General features: G+C 49.6%; 16 protein-coding genes and 1 pseudogene. 12 read left to right on the top strand and 5 right to left on the bottom strand.

The window, feature by feature from the left end; translation table 11 throughout:
* The first annotated feature begins 213 nt into the window (after positions 1-213).
* Entirely contained in the window at positions 214-1,566 is a 1,353-nt protein-coding gene (locus tag L972_RS16930; RefSeq protein ID WP_047439759.1) for a tyrosine-type recombinase/integrase, read from the top strand.
* A 352-nt stretch (positions 1,567-1,918) separates the two neighbouring features.
* Here the strand turns inward: L972_RS16930 and L972_RS16925 are convergent, their stop codons facing one another.
* The gene (locus tag L972_RS16925; RefSeq protein ID WP_047439757.1) at positions 1,919-3,343 is read right to left on the bottom strand and encodes an inovirus-type Gp2 protein; all 1,425 of its coding nucleotides are present in this window, start codon (positions 3,341-3,343) and stop codon (positions 1,919-1,921) included.
* A 450-nt stretch (positions 3,344-3,793) separates the two neighbouring features.
* Here L972_RS16925 and L972_RS16920 point away from each other — a divergent pair, with 450 nt between their 5' ends.
* Together L972_RS16920 and L972_RS16915 are read left to right on the top strand one after the other, a co-directional pair.
* Complete coding sequence (locus tag L972_RS16920) at positions 3,794-3,997, top strand: helix-turn-helix transcriptional regulator (protein WP_024945106.1); 204 nt, start codon at positions 3,794-3,796, stop codon at positions 3,995-3,997.
* Positions 3,998-4,370: 373 nt separating this feature from the next.
* Positions 4,371-5,348: a YagK/YfjJ domain-containing protein gene (locus L972_RS16915; protein WP_331428944.1), complete on the top strand. Its 978-nt coding sequence runs from the start codon at positions 4,371-4,373 to the stop codon at positions 5,346-5,348.
* A 66-nt stretch (positions 5,349-5,414) separates the two neighbouring features.
* On the opposite strand, the gene rhaM is transcribed toward L972_RS16915, so the two are convergent.
* The 3 genes and pseudogenes from rhaM to L972_RS22155 form a co-directional block, all read right to left on the bottom strand.
* A complete protein-coding gene (rhaM, locus tag L972_RS16910; protein ID WP_231560942.1) occupies positions 5,415-5,684 on the bottom strand; it encodes an L-rhamnose mutarotase in 270 nt (89 codons plus the stop codon).
* A 171-nt stretch (positions 5,685-5,855) separates the two neighbouring features.
* Positions 5,856-6,059, bottom strand: a complete 204-nt coding sequence (locus tag L972_RS22205; protein ID WP_331428943.1) for an L-rhamnose/proton symporter RhaT — start codon at positions 6,057-6,059, stop codon at positions 5,856-5,858.
* 284 nt (positions 6,060-6,343) lie between these two features.
* Positions 6,344-6,640 (bottom strand): annotated as a pseudogene (locus L972_RS22155) (L-rhamnose/proton symporter RhaT).
* 390 nt (positions 6,641-7,030) lie between these two features.
* Between L972_RS22155 and L972_RS16905 the strand changes: the two are divergent.
* The 3 genes from L972_RS16905 to L972_RS16895 are packed head-to-tail and all read left to right on the top strand — an operon-like array spanning position 7,031 to position 12,740.
* The gene (locus L972_RS16905) at positions 7,031-8,059 is read left to right on the top strand and encodes a helix-turn-helix transcriptional regulator (RefSeq protein WP_047439749.1); all 1,029 of its coding nucleotides are present in this window, start codon (positions 7,031-7,033) and stop codon (positions 8,057-8,059) included.
* 46 nt (positions 8,060-8,105) lie between these two features.
* Positions 8,106-9,521, top strand: coding sequence for a hypothetical protein (locus L972_RS16900; RefSeq protein ID WP_047439747.1), 1,416 nt, complete (start codon positions 8,106-8,108; stop codon positions 9,519-9,521).
* A 12-nt stretch (positions 9,522-9,533) separates the two neighbouring features.
* Entirely contained in the window at positions 9,534-12,740 is a 3,207-nt protein-coding gene (locus tag L972_RS16895) for a hypothetical protein (RefSeq protein ID WP_047439745.1), read from the top strand.
* A gap of 1,030 nt (positions 12,741-13,770) precedes the next feature.
* On the opposite strand, the gene L972_RS16890 is transcribed toward L972_RS16895, so the two are convergent.
* A complete protein-coding gene (locus L972_RS16890) occupies positions 13,771-14,115 on the bottom strand; it encodes a helix-turn-helix domain-containing protein (RefSeq protein ID WP_047439743.1) in 345 nt (114 codons plus the stop codon).
* Positions 14,116-14,386: 271 nt separating this feature from the next.
* Between L972_RS16890 and L972_RS16885 the strand changes: the two genes are divergently transcribed.
* From L972_RS16885 to L972_RS16860, 6 genes are all read left to right on the top strand, one after another.
* Positions 14,387-14,752, top strand: a complete 366-nt coding sequence (locus L972_RS16885; protein WP_042054118.1) for a hypothetical protein — start codon at positions 14,387-14,389, stop codon at positions 14,750-14,752.
* 17 nt (positions 14,753-14,769) lie between these two features.
* Positions 14,770-15,456 carry a hypothetical protein gene (locus L972_RS16880; RefSeq protein ID WP_047439740.1) on the top strand — a complete coding sequence of 229 codons (687 nt, stop codon included), beginning with the start codon at positions 14,770-14,772 and terminating at the stop codon, positions 15,454-15,456.
* 84 nt (positions 15,457-15,540) lie between these two features.
* Positions 15,541-16,104, top strand: coding sequence for a lecithin retinol acyltransferase family protein (locus L972_RS16875; RefSeq protein WP_042054117.1), 564 nt, complete (start codon positions 15,541-15,543; stop codon positions 16,102-16,104).
* A 35-nt stretch (positions 16,105-16,139) separates the two neighbouring features.
* Positions 16,140-16,565 (top strand): DUF2787 family protein, encoded by a 426-nt coding sequence (locus tag L972_RS16870; RefSeq protein ID WP_047439737.1) that lies wholly within the window; start codon positions 16,140-16,142, stop codon positions 16,563-16,565.
* 10 nt (positions 16,566-16,575) lie between these two features.
* Positions 16,576-17,004 carry a hypothetical protein gene (locus L972_RS16865; RefSeq protein WP_047439734.1) on the top strand — a complete coding sequence of 143 codons (429 nt, stop codon included), beginning with the start codon at positions 16,576-16,578 and terminating at the stop codon, positions 17,002-17,004.
* The gene (locus tag L972_RS16860; RefSeq protein ID WP_420360041.1) at positions 16,979-17,224 is read left to right on the top strand and encodes a hypothetical protein; all 246 of its coding nucleotides are present in this window, start codon (positions 16,979-16,981) and stop codon (positions 17,222-17,224) included. Before L972_RS16865 ends, L972_RS16860 begins: the two co-directional genes overlap by 26 nt.
* The last annotated feature ends 50 nt before the right edge of the window (positions 17,225-17,274 follow it).

Below are 17,274 nucleotides of genomic sequence, written 5' to 3'. Positions count from 1 at the left end.
GGTGCCGATAAGGGGAATCGAACTCCTGACCTTCGCATTACGAAGTCAATAAACTCACGTTTAATCCTGTCTTGATAAATCCAACAAACAAATTCATTTACATAAAATTCAATGAGTTAAATACACATCAAATTCACTCTTGTCCAACGACATACAACCCTATACGATGCCAAATGTGGTACCCCATGTGGTACCCCAATACGAGGTTTTAGGATGATTTCTCAAGATCGACAAGTCGCGGCAGCAGAGCTTAAAGAAGGTGCAACCGCAACCCGATTTGCTATCAGCTCTAAACATGGTAACGGGTTATCACTCGAGGTTCGGGCCGGTAAGCAAAAACGCTTCGTGTATAGATTTAGGCTACTTGGCAAGCAACAAACCATGGTACTTGGACTATACCCTGCGATGGGACTTGCTCAAGCTCGTGAGCGACATTGTGTTGCGGTGGGGCAAGTCAAACAGGGCATCGATCCCCGTCAGGTTGTTGCAGAAGCTAAACAAAAGAACGAACAGATGCTCGTGCTTGATGAACTGTTTGAGCAATGGCTTAGCCACAAAGCCAGCGTAAAACGCCGTGATGGCGTTCGATCAGAGATTAGCCTTCGAACCGTCACTGATTATCGTCGAATCTACCAAACACACTTGCAAAAGGTCCTTGGTAAATATCGAGTTTGCGATATCACCATGGCCGTCCTCCACCAACACTATCAGAAGCTACAGAAGGTCTCTCTGGAAGGGCTTCGCAAAGCAATGGGGATAATGAACCAGGTGATGGAGGAGGCTATGCGACGACAGCTTATCGAGATGAGCCCCACGTTGGCACTCAAACCCAAAGTGTACAATGCGACCCCTAATCCACCTCGAGATCGCTGGCTACCAATCTCTGAATTACGAGCCTTGTGGCATGCATTAGAAGAGGGCGTTGAAGGTGGCGGAGCGTTAACAGCTGGTGGCCGTGGCATTGCTACGACTTCTGTTCTTTCTGGAAGTGTCGCCAATGCAATTAAAATCGTCATATTGAGCGCGGTTCGTCGAGGTGAAGTGATATCGATGCAATGGGCACACTTGGATGGTGATCGCTGGACGATCCCGGAAACCAAGAATGGGCGCCCGCATGTGGTGACCTTGTCGCCTTTGGCTCAGGAAATCATTTCAGAGCAGCGAATTATAACCTCCTCTACCAGTCCATATGTGTTCGAATCCACGACGAAGCTGGGTCATGCCATCACTGGTGATGCACTTATGCGTGCCCTTGACCGGCTACAGAAGCGTAAGCTGGCTGAACTTGAGCCTTTTAGCGTACACGACCTGCGGCGCAGTGTTGCAAACTGCTGTGGAATTGAACTTAGTGCAGGACCTCTAGAGATAGAGCATATGCTGAACCACCAGATCAGTGACAAACTCCTGCGAACTTATCAGTCGGGTGCTTTACGTAACCCTGAAAAACTGAGGAGTTTATTTCTTCGGTGGGGGGATATTGTGAAACATCAAATAGCCCAACATGAAGTAGAAAAATCACCTGATGTTATGGGGAACGTAATCCAAGGGACATTCGGTAAACGCTGAGTTTTCAGCTCAATCAGACCTAAGAAGGAAGCGGCCGATGGCCGCTTCCTTCTATGAGCCTGTTTAGCCTGATATGCTACGCAGCCACCTGATGGGCACATAGCTGATGCGGCGCCTTCCCTGGCCATTAGTCCTGCCTGTCAGGTGGTCTGTTGCAGGTGCTCCTGATAGACCTTCTGCCACTTGGAATGCTCAGCCTTATCGCCTCTGGCCAGCCAGAAAGCACAGATATGAGCAATACTTCACTCGAGCCATGAAAGTATAACGCCAAAAGCTGCGAATTTATTTTTTTAGCGTGCTTGAGTAATCCATTGCTAAATTTTGTGGATTTACTTTCATCCTTGGGCTGTTGCTAAAATTTATATTTAGATCTATTCCTTACTGGCTTGTGTTGCGCTCCCTTACCAAAAGAACGTGCTTTTTTACCATTTGGAAGGATTGTGTCCACATGGGCTAAAATATCCTGCCTAAATAGAGACTCTAACTCTTCATATAAAGCATGACTACTATTACCACCATCCATCAAATTAAACTCATACCGATCTCCAGGATAAGCAAAAACATCCCCTTCGCCGTCTTTTATGATAGTACTTTTCCAGAGCTGACCGATCGTCTCTCTTATGTCAAGTTCATGCTCCCACCCTCGACCTAAAAACAAAAAAACATGCATGTAGTATCCTCTGACAGAGCAATAGTCCAACTTCCAAATATATCCATCTACATGCCTAAACAATCGATTTCTCGAGCAGTTTATGAAAAGCTTGCGCCGTCCTTCTACTAACTCTCCTAGCTTATCTTTGAAGCCTTCGGTTTGGGAAGCAATTTTCAATGGTTCCTTATTCAAGCCTTTTGTTTCAGGCTGTGTAGCTACATTGCTTGACTCAATATGGATGTCATCATCTTTAGCATACATATTCTCTATTTTTTGTTTGAAACCCAAGCTAAACCTGACCACATAACGAGCTTTCCCTTCCTCTTTTTCTTTTACGTAGCCAAATATGGATTTAATATTTTGCTCAACATTAAATACTCTCACCCTTACACTTTCTTTATAGCTATTCGAGTCAAAGACAACGTTAAGAAAGCTTACCAACCCACCAATAACATCATCTGAGTAATATTCATTGAAATCAGTATCGCAACCAATTGACAGCCTATGAAACTTTATAGCTTTAATAAAATATGGCACTGCAGGGTGCACATTGAAATGCCTCTCAAAACTTTCATCTGAAATAAATGCATTAATATTTGATGAAATTAGCCTTCTAAGTATTTTTCTAATATCTTTCTTCTGTACCGCACTATACACAGGCAATAAATCTTTTTGACTTGCCATTCTATCATTTATTAGTTCGAATGCTTTGTTAACACTCTGCTCATCTTCCAAATTACTTATTTCAAAAATCCGCCGACCAATCATAGGCAAGTGGTAATAACTGTATTCTCGAATAGTCCCAATATATCTAAGCAACATAAAAATTCGTTCAAAGAAATCAGCGTCACCCGAAACAATCCGACTTTTTTTCAGGTAATGGCGTCTATTCACCCCAAGAGATTTTATAAAACGAAGTCTATAGTCATCAATTTCAGATGTTTTGAGCATAAAACCTCTACTGATCGTAGCTGCAATATGGGCATATGTCCTATTTCTTTTAGCTGCTTTCAGTAGGGAGTCACTATATTCATAAATTGAAAACTTTTTAAGTATCTCTTCTGTTTCTCCCTTATCTACCTTCCTCCTTTCTTCTTTTGCTATCACATCAATTTCGTCAGTCATGAGTATTCTCCTTTTACGTCACTAGCTATGATGATGAATTACTTGTCTATCAAATAACCATAACTCCGGCTGAATATCACGATAAAAATGCAAAGAAATAAATTGCGGACTTCTAGATGTCCACCTCGCACACTTAGCTACAAATCATGGTACATAACCATGATCACACTTAACATGGGAAGTGACTTTGCATGGCAAAGCGAAGCTCATCTGAATTTTCACTCATTCTCCATGGGCTATGTGCATGCTCCTACCTATGGCTACTACTCCGGCTATCGCTACCTATGTGCACCGAGAGGGTGACCATTCCAAACCATAGAAAGTTACCAATATGAAGGCACATACTTGTATTTGGCATCATGACCACTCAGCTCGCTGAACTACCATCTTTTTTTTCACTGGCCCGCTCTTCTGATGAAACAACCCACTACATCATCAGGAGTACACACCATGAACAACACCATCAAAGTCCTGCGCATTAAGGACCTCACCAACAAGATTGGCATGGCCAGGTCTACTATCTATGACTGGCTTAACCCCAAATCTCCTCGTTATGACGAGACATTCCCCAAACCCTTCAAGATAGGTCAGTCCTCTATTGGCTGGTTTGAGCACGATGTTGACAGCTGGCTTATTGGTAGAAGCCAGTCTTGAATGTTCTTTTCCATCCCTAGTGAGCTCCATAACTTCCAGTGTTATAAGTCATGCCTTGATAGGATAATGGATTAGGGAAATAACCATTCCTTCTTATATATGTTTTTTGGTATTTTCGTAGGTGAGGCAGGCGTATCACGTTTAGGTATATTTATTATTTAATATCACTTCTATTCAATACTATTCCTACGCTATGTACAGCCCCCCATATACAACCAATAACCATTACCACTATCGCGTACCATTACACCACTCCCATGTGGTGGTCATGCTACCACCAGCATAGTTAGCCAATACCACTCCACCAATCGCCCCTATATACGCGTGTGTCTATAACACAGCGTAGGGTTACTCCTGCCTAAGCGAGGCCACCATGTTTAATTCAGTCAGACTATTAAATATCCTATCCATAACAGACCTGCTCCAAAATACAACGCTTCCTATTGTCAGGGCTGTTAATTCAGCCCTTGGTAAGTCACGCATCACTTGCATTGACCGTAGGCTATCAACCCAACTGTTTAATGCGTTGGATACCGTGTGTGATTATTTTTATTGTCATGAGGAGGTATCGTCAGCGCATCCAACGGTAGCGCTATTCCTAACGCATATGCGAGAGGTTTATGGATTGCATCTCATCCATGAGCGATATCTTGATAGTGATGTCGGTGACGAATTAGCCAGGGATATTAATAACGCGCTGTATGCGTTTCTAAGAGAGTTCAAGAGTACGGCGCACCGTAAGTGCCTCAAGAACCTTAAACGCGTTGAGAACCGCAATCAGCTCAGTATAGCGACGTATGTTAATAGCCTATTCGACCAGCATGCCAAACTATTAGTCATCCGATTGGATATCGGCTATCACGAAGACTACTACGACCAGTTAACGTTAGACCTCGTGACGAATGACCTACGTTGTTACCTTCGTCGAATACAGAACAAATATCCTGCATTGGTAGGCTATATCTGGAAACTGGAGTACGGTGTTGATAGACGTTTTCATACCCACATTACGTTCATTTTTAATGGGGCTGTACACCAACGAGATATCTCGCTGAGTAGAGCGCTGGGGGAGCGGTGGGAGGATATAACCGACAATAGCGGGGTCTATTACAACTGCCAAGTCAGGCGGGAGGAATATCGGGGATGGGGCACTGATGGGATTGGGATGGTTCACTACAGCGCTACAACCAAGCGCATAAACCTGATTAATGCGCTGAGTTATCTGACCAAGCTGGATACGCAAATATTGGCGATATTGCCAGCCAGACGCCGGACCTTCGGACGCATGGAGACACCATCGTCCCAACCTCGCCTTGGCAGACCAAGGGTACCCAAAATACACCTAGCCTAAACACAAGGAGCGGGCATAATCATTATGCCCACCCCTGTTTATTATTGCTTCAGACAACAGCCTGTATTAGGGGAGATAGAAGAGTGATGTCAGTTCTGTGCTGATCGGGCTGTTGTCAGGATGCGATGGCATTATCTCCTGCATGTAAGCCCACCACTGCTGGCAGATGGCCGTGCTGGCCACCTCGCGCCAGCGTCCCTCATCTTCAATCTCGACGTAACCAAACAGCTGACAGCTCTCCGGGTGGAGAAAGATGCTGTAGTTGCTGGCCCCGTGCGCCTTCAGGGTTGCTGCCAGCTCGGGCCAGAGTTCATCGTGACGGCGACGGTATTCCACCTCGCAGCCGTAACCGTTCACCGGGACTGGGTTGACTTTCGCCTCAGAGGACTGTCAGCCCCAAAGTGGCAGAGGAATTTTCTGCCTTACCGGCTTATTGGCACGATGAAATGGATGATTCATCTACGACCTACAAGAAGATACAGCTGTCAATATGTCCCCGGTGAACAGTTACTCGCAGCCTAGGTGCACCGACATCAGGAATGCCTTGCGGATCATCTTGTCACTCCTTATGCCATGCCCATGCCGACCAGATTGGCGGCACCGACGATAACTACAGAGGAAACGAACCGGATGGGTACCAACCCCTTTCCATTTCGTCATCAACAGCCCCACGATACCGCCACACAACACATAACCGCTCGTGTGCGACATCCAGTTCACGAAGGACAGATAGTCTGGAATGCTGGCTTCACCCTAGGCATAAAAGAAGAACTGCAGATACCACATGATGCCACCGACCGCGGCCAGCAAGCCATTGAGCAGCAACCTCCACGCTGGCTGGGCTAGATCATTGCGCAGTGACAGTTCGGGGGCGCGTTGCCAGCCGAATGAAGCACTAGGCCATGTTGACGATGGCCCCACTGCCCATAATGATGCCGTAGCTCGGCAAGACGGCGTTGACAGTAGAGCTGGTTGATATCCAGTGCCAGCGATGCCTACCGAATGGTGGCTGCTGCTTTCAGACCGAAGGCAAATCCCGAGGGAAAAATTCCGCACATCACTGCCATCAACAACCCTTTCTTCAGGTTGAATTCTTGGGTAGTTGTGTCCAAGGCACTTTCTTTCTGATGCCCAGCCTAGGTGACTAGGCCTACACCGATCAATGCGACAAATACACCAATCTGGCCACTGACAGTTGTGAGTAGGTGACCTAATTCGCTGCGCAATATGGGTGGCATCAGGGTCCCCACAACCAGCGTCAAGCCTTTAACGATTCCCATGCCCAGAGACATTCCCAAGGTGCTGTCGGCACATTCCACCTGTTTGGTCGATTAAAAATCGATGGCCATCAGTACCCTTAGGCGGATTAACGATCACATCGCGCAACTCGAGGCACTGGAAGGTAGCCCCTAAAATACCTGATGGGCTTAAGCATCGGTGCAGGGTGTTCACCTTGGCCGGAATGGCTGTTCAACTTCGTCGAAATACGCAACTGAACTCGCAAGACTCTTGGACGACACCATTTGTCGCCCCTATAAGGACAATAACAGCAAGAGTGGAGTCTCTTATGAAGTAATGACCGGAACATTCGTAGTCCTACAGAAAGACTAGACCTTCTATCGCGAATATAATGGCCCCAAACGAGATGCCAAGAACAGTCTTGGCCATGTAAGGTAGTTGCTATGTCTCAAACAAAAGACACGCTGTTGCGCCATTTTGCATTACTGCGGCTGATTCCCACCGAGCCACAGCGTATTGCTACAACGACACTTTTGGAAAAGCTCCGAGATAAAGGTTTTACTGTGACGCTGCGCTCCGTGCAGCGAGATTTGAATAGTTTATCAATCCCCTTTTCACTACAGTGCGATGACAGTGAGCTTCCCTTTCGCTGGAGTTTCACTCGCGACGCGCCACTGAAACTGGAAGACATGGATACCCCTACAGCGCTGGCGCTTTATTTCTCCGAAAGGCATCTGACCACTTTGCTCCCACAAGCAGTGCTGGACCAGCTAGCCCCTCAATTCAGGCGCGCCCGAAACTTTTTACGCGTTCTTGGCAATAACGATTTGGCGGATTGGGCAAAGAGGGTCAGAGCGATTCCTAGTGGCAAAGTCTTGATTCCTGCCGACATTGTGCCTCAGGTCTGGGAAGACGTTTCAACCGGCTTGTTGGAACACCGAATACTGGAAGTGGCTTACCAGAGCCGTAGCAAAAATGAGCTCAAACATTTCCGTCTGCATCCTGCAGGGCTAGTGTCACGACATGCCATTAATTATCTGGTGGCGTCGGTGGATGGCTACGACGATCTTCGACAGTTTGCCCTGCATCGCATATGTGAGATCCGGGTGCTAGATGACGCTGCAGATTTACACGCCACATTCGACATCGATGACTATATCGACACTGGGATTTTTAGCCATCGACAAACCGATGTTCAGACTGAATTGATTGCTGACGTACACCCGCAGATTGCCATCCTGCTCAACGAGACTCCGCTTAGCACAGTTCAGAGCCTTAGCGATCTCCCCAACCAAGCTTGGAAGCGGTTGCACGCACAGGTAACGCTGGATCGAGAAACCTTGTGGTGGATTTTTGGGCTCAACGACAACATTCGGGTCTATGCACCTCAGGTCTGGGTCGATGAAATCCGGCTGAAGTTAAACAACTTAAGGACTCTTTATTCAGAACCAGGTCACCAACCTCACTCGTGATCATGCACCGATCGACCTCTGTATTTCGATGATTAGGGATAATTTTATGAACAACGAACGTAAAAGAGCATTGAACAATTCAATCAGCCTCTGCCCGATCTGGCCTGCGAAAGCATCAGAGCAGATCGGCAACATGCTGCACGAGATCAATCAAGCGAACGCTATTATCGACAAAGTTGCCGGAACTGCACAAAACAGCGCGATAAAGGGCGGATTCGCAGCCGAGACCTGGCACGCGGAATCGTTTAACCTAGACGCAATCCTTAAAGACAAAGACGTTCGGGCCTTCACCGACAACTTCACCAATACGCCACTCACAAAAAACCATACGACCCACGATATCGTTGTGATGAAAGGCGATGAACAATTGCTCGGGGCTCAGCTGAAATACTTCAAAGATGGCGAGGCAACCCAAAGGGCATTCAGGTCCACCAAAGATGGTATCCATCAATATCAGGACAGCGATGCTTTTATCGGCCCTGCAGACCAGATAGAGCAGATCAAGGACGCAGCGGAACGTGACATGCTGCGAAACCAGCAAACTCGTCCAGGTGTATCCAAAGCTGCCGAAAGGGTACGTGAAAAGACTACAGGTAATCTTGACGTAGATGGTGTTCAGTCGACCCCACTAAGCAAGCGGGATGCCGAACATTTAGGTGGCGGGAATAAGACCGGCAAGGAGCTGCATGAAAACATGCAGAACGGTTATCTGAATAAGTCTACTGTCCAGCAAAGCCTGCGCGCAGCGAAATCAGCTGCGGTCATAACCACTGTTATCGCTGGCAGTATCAACACCTTCCAATCGATAAAACGTGTACGAGATGGGGAGATCACTGCGGAACAAGCCACTTTCCAAATTCTGCAAGATACGGCTATCGCCGCTGGAGATAGTGCGCTGAAAGCGGGTGTCGCCACTGCAGCGGTCAGCATGACCGCACGGAAATTGCCAGCAATGTTTGCAGGTACGGCCTTCAAACGAACTTTCGCCAACAACGGCGTGGCTACTGCAGCAGTGTGTGCGGTGGATGTGGTTCAGAACATCGTGCTGTTCGCGGCAGGTAAGATCACCCGCGAAGAACTCGAAACTCGTTCTGGGCACAACTTTTTGCAGTCCGGTGCAGCCGTTGTCGGCAGCTCGGTGGGCGCTGCAGTCGGTGCTCTCGGCGGACCGATTGGCGCATTGGTCGGCGGCATCATCGGTGGTCTGATCACCACAATGGCTATGAGCATCGCCATCGACAATCACATTGAGAAAAACTTCCGCCTGACTCTGGAAGCCACCGAGCTAGTGGCTAGCAACACAATGATTATGCATGACTCTCTGGAATATCTGCAGATGTCGCAGTCTTTCTATGCCGAGTTCCACAGGGGGTTATATCTGTCCGAACGTCACTTCGCAGACCAAGTCCAGACCATGGCAAACCAAAGCACACAGTTGAAGAATCTGATCGATAATCTTTAAGGGATATTATCAATGAACGAAACGATCGAAGCAGCTCCTCATAACATGTTCGAACAGCAACTGAATGCCTCGGAACAGGAAGCGGTCGAGGCTCTCGTTGCCCAGCACCGAAACAACGCAGCACTCACCCATCAACTGGCAATGGATGCTTCACGGCTGATCACATGTAGCGAAGAACGCTTGAAGCAACAAACAGAGAGCGGTTTTTTTAAGCGGTTTGCAGGCGCGATCAGTGGCAAGAACAGCCAAAACCAGTTGCACAACCAGCGTGACACCTTGCATATGCAGAGATGTGCTTGGCATTACCTCCAGCAACTCCAGCAGCAGAACCTGATCAGCGCCCAGAGCATTGCAGTAATTCGCAACAATCTGAGCACGATGAACGGTTACATTATCGAGACTCGTGAATTCCTCTTCCAGGCCGTTGACAAGCTCAATAGTCGTCTTATTCGGGTTGAGAACAACACCCATTTTCATCAATGGTCCTTGAATATCGAGGCGAACAAGCGCCGCTTCAAGTCGATGCCCAAAGCGCTGCTGGTACTGCACCTGACGTATGACTTTATACGCAGTCATTCCGGCATAATGCTGACTACTAAAGACATCAATCATCTGCTTGTTACGCTGGGAAAGCTGGACGTGGACTACGATGAAGAAGTCGAGTTGTTGAGTTTCATCATCGACTTGATAGATCAGATCGAAGTCTGTGGCATTGAACGCTATCGCTCTGACATCGAGCTGTCGTTTGAAGAGCACGTTGCCGATTCGGACTTTATCCAGATAAATATCCCAGGTCTGGCGTTTAATTCGCTGTATTACCTCTCCGACGAGTATGAGCGTATCAACGATATGATCTCGGACGGCGAACTCTGCGATAGTGACGAGAAACGCGGACTCATCATTTCCAAATTCTTCGACAAGGTGTTTTCCGGCCTTAACCCGCAGTACAAGGTGCGCGAACTGATCGAGGAAATCATCGGCGGTAGTCTGCTGACCTTGGAGATTTACAAGGATCAGAATGGGCTGAACGCCCTGCCTGATGAAGTCGCCGATAATGCAAACAGCGAACCGGTTGCACTGGTGTCGTCATTGCCAGACATCCACTCCCACACCTTCTTCGACAGCACTGACGATGTTGACGCCCGATACAATTATCTCTTGTTGTTAGCTCTGAGCATCGAAAACTCAGCGTCATTGAACAGACAAGGCCGGGAGTTTCTCGAATTATTGGCGCACAAGGCTGGGTGCCCGCAGGTAATAGCTGAAATCTCCGTACTGGCAGACAACCCTCTCAAGACGCAACAATATCAGCAGATTTTGCAAAGTCTGCTCAAGAGCGATGACAGGGCCTACACTTGGCTACTCGATGCATTCTTCTTGTTGACGCTGTGCCTGAAACCGATAGAAAGCCCTCATGTACAACGTATCTTTAGTGTGCTCAAGCCTACGCAGCTCAAGGAACAGTTCCCCCGTCTGATGACGATGCTCACCGGGCAGGATGAGGAGAGCATACTTGATGCTGCGGAGAAGCTGCAGCAGCATACTCATGGCTGGAAGAACATCGTGCACTACCGCGAGTTGCGCTTCGTAAAAACCTTTTCCGAGATAAGCACCCAATTGGACAAGATCAGCGTCGACTCAGTACGTCTTTCTCTCGAACTAACGACGGTGGCAATGAAATCCTCGGATTATTCGTTTTTCATGGAAACTTGGGGTGATGACTCGTTCCTGAGTAAAGTCAGTAGTAAAGTCGGCGGAACAGCATATGCCATTGGTCGTAGTTCTTGTCTTTCCTCGCTTAACGAAATGCGGAAAAAGATCAGTGAGTTCATCTCTGCGCATTCGAACACGCTGCACCAAGGGAATCGCATCATGAGTCGTTGGAGCATTCCCTCGATTACGTACAATGATGAGTCCGGCTACACAGATTTTGATCTGGACAACTCCGCTACTAACGAAGACTGGCACGACCAGTTCTGTCACTTAGAACGCCAGCTGGACAACACTCTGACTTCCTTCTCTGAAGCCTGCAGCTATGTTGCCAAGCAGCTGTCCTTATTCAAGGACGGTCGATTCGACGAATCTGTGGTTGAACTCAAGGCAAAAGAGTACGCCGCACGGCTAGAGCAGCAACAACAGGATAAACTAGCAAAACAATCGGTCACCATTAATAAAGATGGATGTGATCATCTTTTCAGCATTGAGTGGAATTTGGTAGAACACCCGCCCTGTGATCCAGAGAAAATTCAGTTCATCAAGACAGACGGCACCATCTGGCTGATCGTCGATAATGATAGTCGGGTCTATCGCAGCCTTGATCGTGAGCACTGGCACACCGTGCTCCTTAGCGCCGCCGAAGATTCACCGTACATCAGCAAATTGGATTTCGTGAACGGTATGTGGATCGCCATGGCGGGCTACGGTGATGGTTTCTATTACTCCAGTGATGCACAGAACTGGAAACAGAGTCACTTTCCAGACGTACCGAGCTATCACTTGACCCGCACCGAAGATGTCGTCTATTTCAACGGCCTGTGGCTCTGGCGCTTCAAGGAAAACAAGGAGTACTCCTACATTGAAAAAGGCATTATCTTCGATTCGACCAAGACCAACAGCTACGACAAGGTAGCCGTATTCTGCACAGCGAACCTAGATGATCAATGGCAGCGCTGGGAGGACACACCTAACTTTTCTGAGGGGATCGTGGTGGATAGTCTCCAGCTATTGCCCGACGGAAACTCCTTGCTCGTATTCTGCAAGTACGACTGGTTCTATACGAAGTCGAAAAAGAAGAACAACGCATCCTCATTCGTCAGCTATTATATTCTTGGAAAAGGCTGGCGAAACTGCACTTGGACCAATGACGACGACAACTACGATTCGCCGCTCATCACACGTATGGGCACTAGCCTGTTTTGTTTCTATTCGGGTTGTGTGATGAAGTCAGACAAGAATGGCTACGAATGGAATCTTCAGTCCAAGGATATCAGCATCAATGACTGCACCCATCTGCAGGACCTGAGCCTATTTTGGACACATTGGGGCCGCGAAATGCTCTACGTGAGTCAGAAAGGGGAATCCTTTGCGGAGTTGGTTCTCGAAGAAGGCACTTGGCAGCACATTGCAGCCAACAAGCAAGGTGTGTTGTGCGTCTACTCGCCAAACAAGCATGAAACCTTCTTGCGAGTTGGCAATTACATTAGTCATCCGAAAGTTTAATACAGGTCGGAGGGGCATCGTCGATGCCCCATTTGACGTCAATCTGGTATCTCATCTGAGCGGTTGGAGTTGTCGCAAATAGGCCTCCTTCCTGCATGACCCTGTTTATTTCGATGAAGAAGTCGTTCAATTGACGAGTCTTGATTGAGCCTCTATTCCGAGTGTTTCGGCGTTTAGTCCTGACCGGCCCAGTTTTCTTTACGCCATCTTGACATCACGCACAGGATTTTTAGCCGCAAAGAATTGAAATATATATAAAAACAATGCTTTTTGATCTGGTTTATCACCAAACAAAACCGACACGCCTGAAGCCATGACCATTATGGCCGCCTACTGCTACCTCAATCAACTCCTTGCCCCCGTCGAGCTCGAACGCATTGCTCACCATTGTTGTTTTTGCATACGAAAACGAGCTATTACTCCCTAGATGCTGCTCATCGCCCTGTTATGCGCCTTCGTCGGCGATAGGGTCGATGCCATCACCAGCTTGCCCTAGCATTTCAATGGCTTGCAGTTCACAGATGCTCATCTGACCTCCAAAAAAACCTTTCTCACAACTAGCTGCGTAAACCCGCGTTTGCCAAATTTATTAAGACACTCGTTTAACTAGCCATTGCCTTGCAGATCGGCCAGCAGGTGACTGACGTTTCCCAAGGGGTCTTCATATCTCAACGCCTACTCTCTGCGAGCCAAACTGCTGCAGACTCCCCCTCTGTCAATGCCATCATAGGCCAGCTGGTGGACAATGACGCTCAACTTTACTTCTCGCTGGTGTTCAGAAAACGGGTGAGGGTCAGCCCGAACGAATACAGTAAATGTGCTACTCCTGCTGACATTTCTGACATGCGCTTCAAGTAAACATGTACTGTGAATCGTCTTGGTGGCTCGATTGAAAAGGATCTCAGATAGATATTATCAAGGGAGAGTAAACACATATCGCTGTGAAGCTGCTTGGGAGCGCCATTACGGCCTCCCAAGTTATTGACCCTGGCATCGGGTGTCAGTCAGTCACAGTGCGCACTGCGAGCTGTTAAGGCGCCAGTCGCGCCACCAGCTTATCAACCATCTCCAGCACCAGCTCTCTGTCCGCTGTATCGAGCTTGGCCAACTGCTGGCTGAGCACAATGCCTTGTTCGGTGGGGCGGTTGCTGGTCACACGCAGAAAGTCTGCAAGCTCACAGCCAAACAGCTGAGCCAACTCTGCGAGCCGCACGACGGTCGGCACCACGAGGCCTCGTTCCATCCGGGAGACGGCTTCCATACCTATCTTCAAGTGCTCTGCCACTTGCTCCTGAGTCAGCCCCGCCTGCTGGCGTTGCCGTTCAATCGCTTTGCCCACGCTCTTGGCCAGCGCTTCTGAGTTGATGTTTGTCATACGTCCTCCGGTCAACCCTGATAGTTGACTATGGACTTTTATTGACATTAAGGACCCTTTGCGATGAGGATCACCCCATTAGATCTAATCCAGTGAAATAGTTACCCCAACATCGAAAGGAGTTCGACACGACTTAACCTCAACCCATCCCCTTGGTGGCATTTGGCTATCAGCCAGCACCACCATTAACCCATTACGTTTACACCCGTTCGCCCGACAGGCTCGCCTCGTCGGTCAGGTATCCTTTTGCCATTTTTATTAAGGAGAAATCATGAATCGCACACTGCTTTATCCCTTACTGCTGGCTTGTGGCCTATCACTGAGCGCTTGCGATACAGCATCCGCTAATAGCCCAGAATTCAGTCTAGACGTGGAATACACCGCGATTGGGCGGCCTCAGATAGTCGTCACCTCGCTCAACGATCAAGTCACCATTCAAAAAGTGCTGATTAATGGCGGCAAGAGTAAATGCCGGGTGATGCTGCGCAGTGACTTGATGGGGTCGGTGGGAGGAACCTATTTCCCACTCAAGCTCAATTACACCGAAAGCTGGCGGCTGGTCATGACCGAGCCGTGCCGATTGAGGGAGGTCACCCTCTTCACCAATCTGGGCAATGCCTCTTACACCATTGAATAAGTCGTCTGGAGAGTGACATGACAGAAAAGATCAAACTGGCACTGTGGTGCACATGGTTAATGTTGTTTGCCTTACCGGCCTGGGCCGCACCTGAATTCACGGTGCCAACGGTCACTAAGCGGGTACCGGCCAACATTGAGGGCACCCTAAATTTCGCCAGCATGCAGTTTTGGATAGAGACCTCGAAAGGGGAGCGCATCATGCTGATGCCGCTGGATGAAGATGAGCCGAGGCTCATACCCAGTGTCAGCCAGCCGGTTGCCCTGAACGGTTTTATGCTCACCTATTCAGATGGCAGCCGTTACTTCGAGCCCTCCTTTGCACCTGCGTCAGCTGCATCAAGTACCACGTCATTTACCATCGTGAAAAATGACGATGACAGCATCGAGATCCGGCATGGGGGTGAAGTGCTGCTGCGCACCGATGAATATGACGCTATCAAACTCACGCACCGTTTGCCGCGGGCCAACGGGCAGGCGGTCTTGTTTGAGCTCCACAGTGGCGGAGTGGCATGCCCGGTGCTCTACCAGTTGGCTGTCGCTCAGACTGGTGTGCTGACCATGCTTTCACAACCCTTTGGTACCTGCAGCGATGAAGGCAAGCTGACCCCCGAACCCAACGGTTTCATCCTCGACTTGCCCGGCAATCCTGGTCAGCGCTGGGTATGGGATGCCAGCAGCCTGACGCTGCGCAAGCAGTCCTGACCACCAGCCACTACATATTCACCACCATCAGGGCACCTTCGGGTGCCCTCTGTTTTATGCAGCATGTTATTTAAGGAACGGTTCATGCCATTACCGCAATCAGGGGACCACCTCGTTTCCCCCCGCACCGGTTACCAGCACCACGGTCTCTATCTGGGGGACCATCAGGTCATCCACTACCAGGGGGTCAGTGCCGGTATACATTCCGGTCAGATAGCTATCACCACGCTTGCCGAGTTTAGCCAAGGGCGGGGCTATCGCATCCAGCACCACAGTGCACGAGCTTTCAACCGGGAGGAGAGTATCGACCGAGCTTACTCCCGTCTTGGAGAGGCGCACTACAGCACGCTCTTTAACAACTGCGAGCACTTCGTGCTCTGGTGTATCGAGGGCTTTCACTACAGCAAGCAGATTAACCAGCTGATTGCCACGGGGTGTATCGCACATCAGGCGCTTCGCACAGTGGCTCGGCAGCCTACCCTTGCGGCCCTGCCTGGCATGACCACCAGCACGGCACTGAATCCGTCAGCAACGACTGTGGTGACCGCCGCAGTCGGTACGTTGCTGAGTAGCTCGGCCACCTCGCTGGCGGCACCCTTGGCTGCCACCTACGGCCTCTACCGCGCCTGGCGCTGGTTCAGAGATTAACGGTTATCACATTCGATACGAAAGGACACATCAAGATGACCATGCCATTTCACTTGGCAGGGATGGCCCTGCCGATTTCGCCCGAGCTGCCTGACTTACTGCGCAGCGTCGTGCGGGAACAACAACTCGACCTCACCGACCTCTCGACCCTGACCTTCAACTTTCGCAGCCCCGCCTACAGTGCCGAGACGGGTGGCGTCCATCCGGTAGAGCTGCGGCTTATTCGGGGATTGCACGGCTGGGTCTTCGATTACATCACCGACTTCAGTTATCAGGGACTGGGCCAGGATGCCGAGCTCTGCAAGGAGCTCGACTTCAACCTCTCCTGCGACGAGCACTATCTGCAGGGCTGGGGACCACTGCCCAGCGTGGAAGCTCGTGAACTGTTCGCCCTGTGGCAGAGCAATTTCATGAGCTACGCCCAGTTGGGGTATTTCTCCGTCATGGTCAGTGGGGAGTAGGAGGTGTGTGATGACTAACGGACTGCCGCTCTATCACTATTCACGCCAGTGGCTGGGGCTGGTCGCCGCCAAGGCCAAACTACAACCAACTCGCCATGGCGAGCGCTGGTTGCTGCACCTGACTCCTGGTAGCCCAAACGCTCGCACCGTCACGCTGCACTTACGTTGGTCTGGCGTGCAGTGGCAGTTGCTCTCCCTCACCAATGCCGAGGACTGGCGCACCATGAGCCAGCCCGTGGATGAAATCTGCGTGGACCCTAAGCGTCGTTGTTTCTGGCGCAGCCAAGCAGGACCGGTTTCTCTCAGCGAGCAACCCCGTGTGTTGGCAAGTTTCCTGGCTGACCTGCAGCGTACCTGCATTCATCACGGTTATCGCGTGGAGAGTGACCCCTTACCCCAAGAGGAGGCGAACTATGCCCAAGCAACCGATAGCCGTTGAGCTGGAAGCGATTAATCGAGATGGCGAGACGCAGGTGGTGCGTGACAGTGGCCTGACCGTACAGGGCTACAGCGTTTATCTGCGGGCTGTGGAGACCAGTGGGTTAGGGCTGGCTACCTGGGTTGCTGACTACGACACCATAGGGCCTGCCTATGAACTGGCCGAGCGATTAAGCCTGGCACTCGCTATCCCACTCACCGTGCAGGTCCCGAACCACTAATGCCGGTGAAGCAGGAACCCACCGCCAGGGAAGGCGTCACCACCACGGCC

It is taken from the genome of Aeromonas sp. ZOR0001 (assembly GCF_000801015.1).
Classification (GTDB): Bacteria; Pseudomonadota; Gammaproteobacteria; order Enterobacterales; family Aeromonadaceae; genus Aeromonas; species Aeromonas veronii.
Note: the sequence above shows the minus strand (reverse complement) of the source record. Positions and strands in the feature narration are given on the sequence as shown.

What these genes read in the sequence shown, in the direction of transcription:
- L972_RS16870 (WP_047439737.1), top strand. Translation starts at nt 16,140, where the DNA reads ATGACCATGCCATTTCACTTGGCAGGGATGGCCCTGCCGATTTCGCCC.
- L972_RS16900 (WP_047439747.1), top strand. Translation starts at nt 8,106, where the DNA reads ATGAACAACGAACGTAAAAGAGCATTGAACAATTCAATCAGCCTCTGC.
- L972_RS16885 (WP_042054118.1), top strand. Translation starts at nt 14,387, where the DNA reads ATGAATCGCACACTGCTTTATCCCTTACTGCTGGCTTGTGGCCTATCA.
- L972_RS16875 (WP_042054117.1), top strand. Translation starts at nt 15,541, where the DNA reads ATGCCATTACCGCAATCAGGGGACCACCTCGTTTCCCCCCGCACCGGT.
- L972_RS16930 (WP_047439759.1), top strand. Translation starts at nt 214, where the DNA reads ATGATTTCTCAAGATCGACAAGTCGCGGCAGCAGAGCTTAAAGAAGGT.
- L972_RS16920 (WP_024945106.1), top strand. Translation starts at nt 3,794, where the DNA reads ATGAACAACACCATCAAAGTCCTGCGCATTAAGGACCTCACCAACAAG.
- L972_RS16865 (WP_047439734.1), top strand. Translation starts at nt 16,576, where the DNA reads ATGACTAACGGACTGCCGCTCTATCACTATTCACGCCAGTGGCTGGGG.
- L972_RS16880 (WP_047439740.1), top strand. Translation starts at nt 14,770, where the DNA reads ATGACAGAAAAGATCAAACTGGCACTGTGGTGCACATGGTTAATGTTG.
- L972_RS16905 (WP_047439749.1), top strand. Translation starts at nt 7,031, where the DNA reads ATGTCTCAAACAAAAGACACGCTGTTGCGCCATTTTGCATTACTGCGG.
- L972_RS16895 (WP_047439745.1), top strand. Translation starts at nt 9,534, where the DNA reads ATGAACGAAACGATCGAAGCAGCTCCTCATAACATGTTCGAACAGCAA.
- L972_RS16915 (WP_331428944.1), top strand. Translation starts at nt 4,371, where the DNA reads ATGTTTAATTCAGTCAGACTATTAAATATCCTATCCATAACAGACCTG.
- L972_RS16925 (WP_047439757.1), bottom strand. Translation starts at nt 3,343, where the DNA reads ATGACTGACGAAATTGATGTGATAGCAAAAGAAGAAAGGAGGAAGGTA.
- L972_RS16890 (WP_047439743.1), bottom strand. Translation starts at nt 14,115, where the DNA reads ATGACAAACATCAACTCAGAAGCGCTGGCCAAGAGCGTGGGCAAAGCG.
- L972_RS16860 (WP_420360041.1), top strand. Translation starts at nt 16,979, where the DNA reads ATGCCCAAGCAACCGATAGCCGTTGAGCTGGAAGCGATTAATCGAGAT.
- L972_RS22205 (WP_331428943.1), bottom strand. Translation starts at nt 6,059, where the DNA reads ATGTCGCACACGAGCGGTTATGTGTTGTGTGGCGGTATCGTGGGGCTG.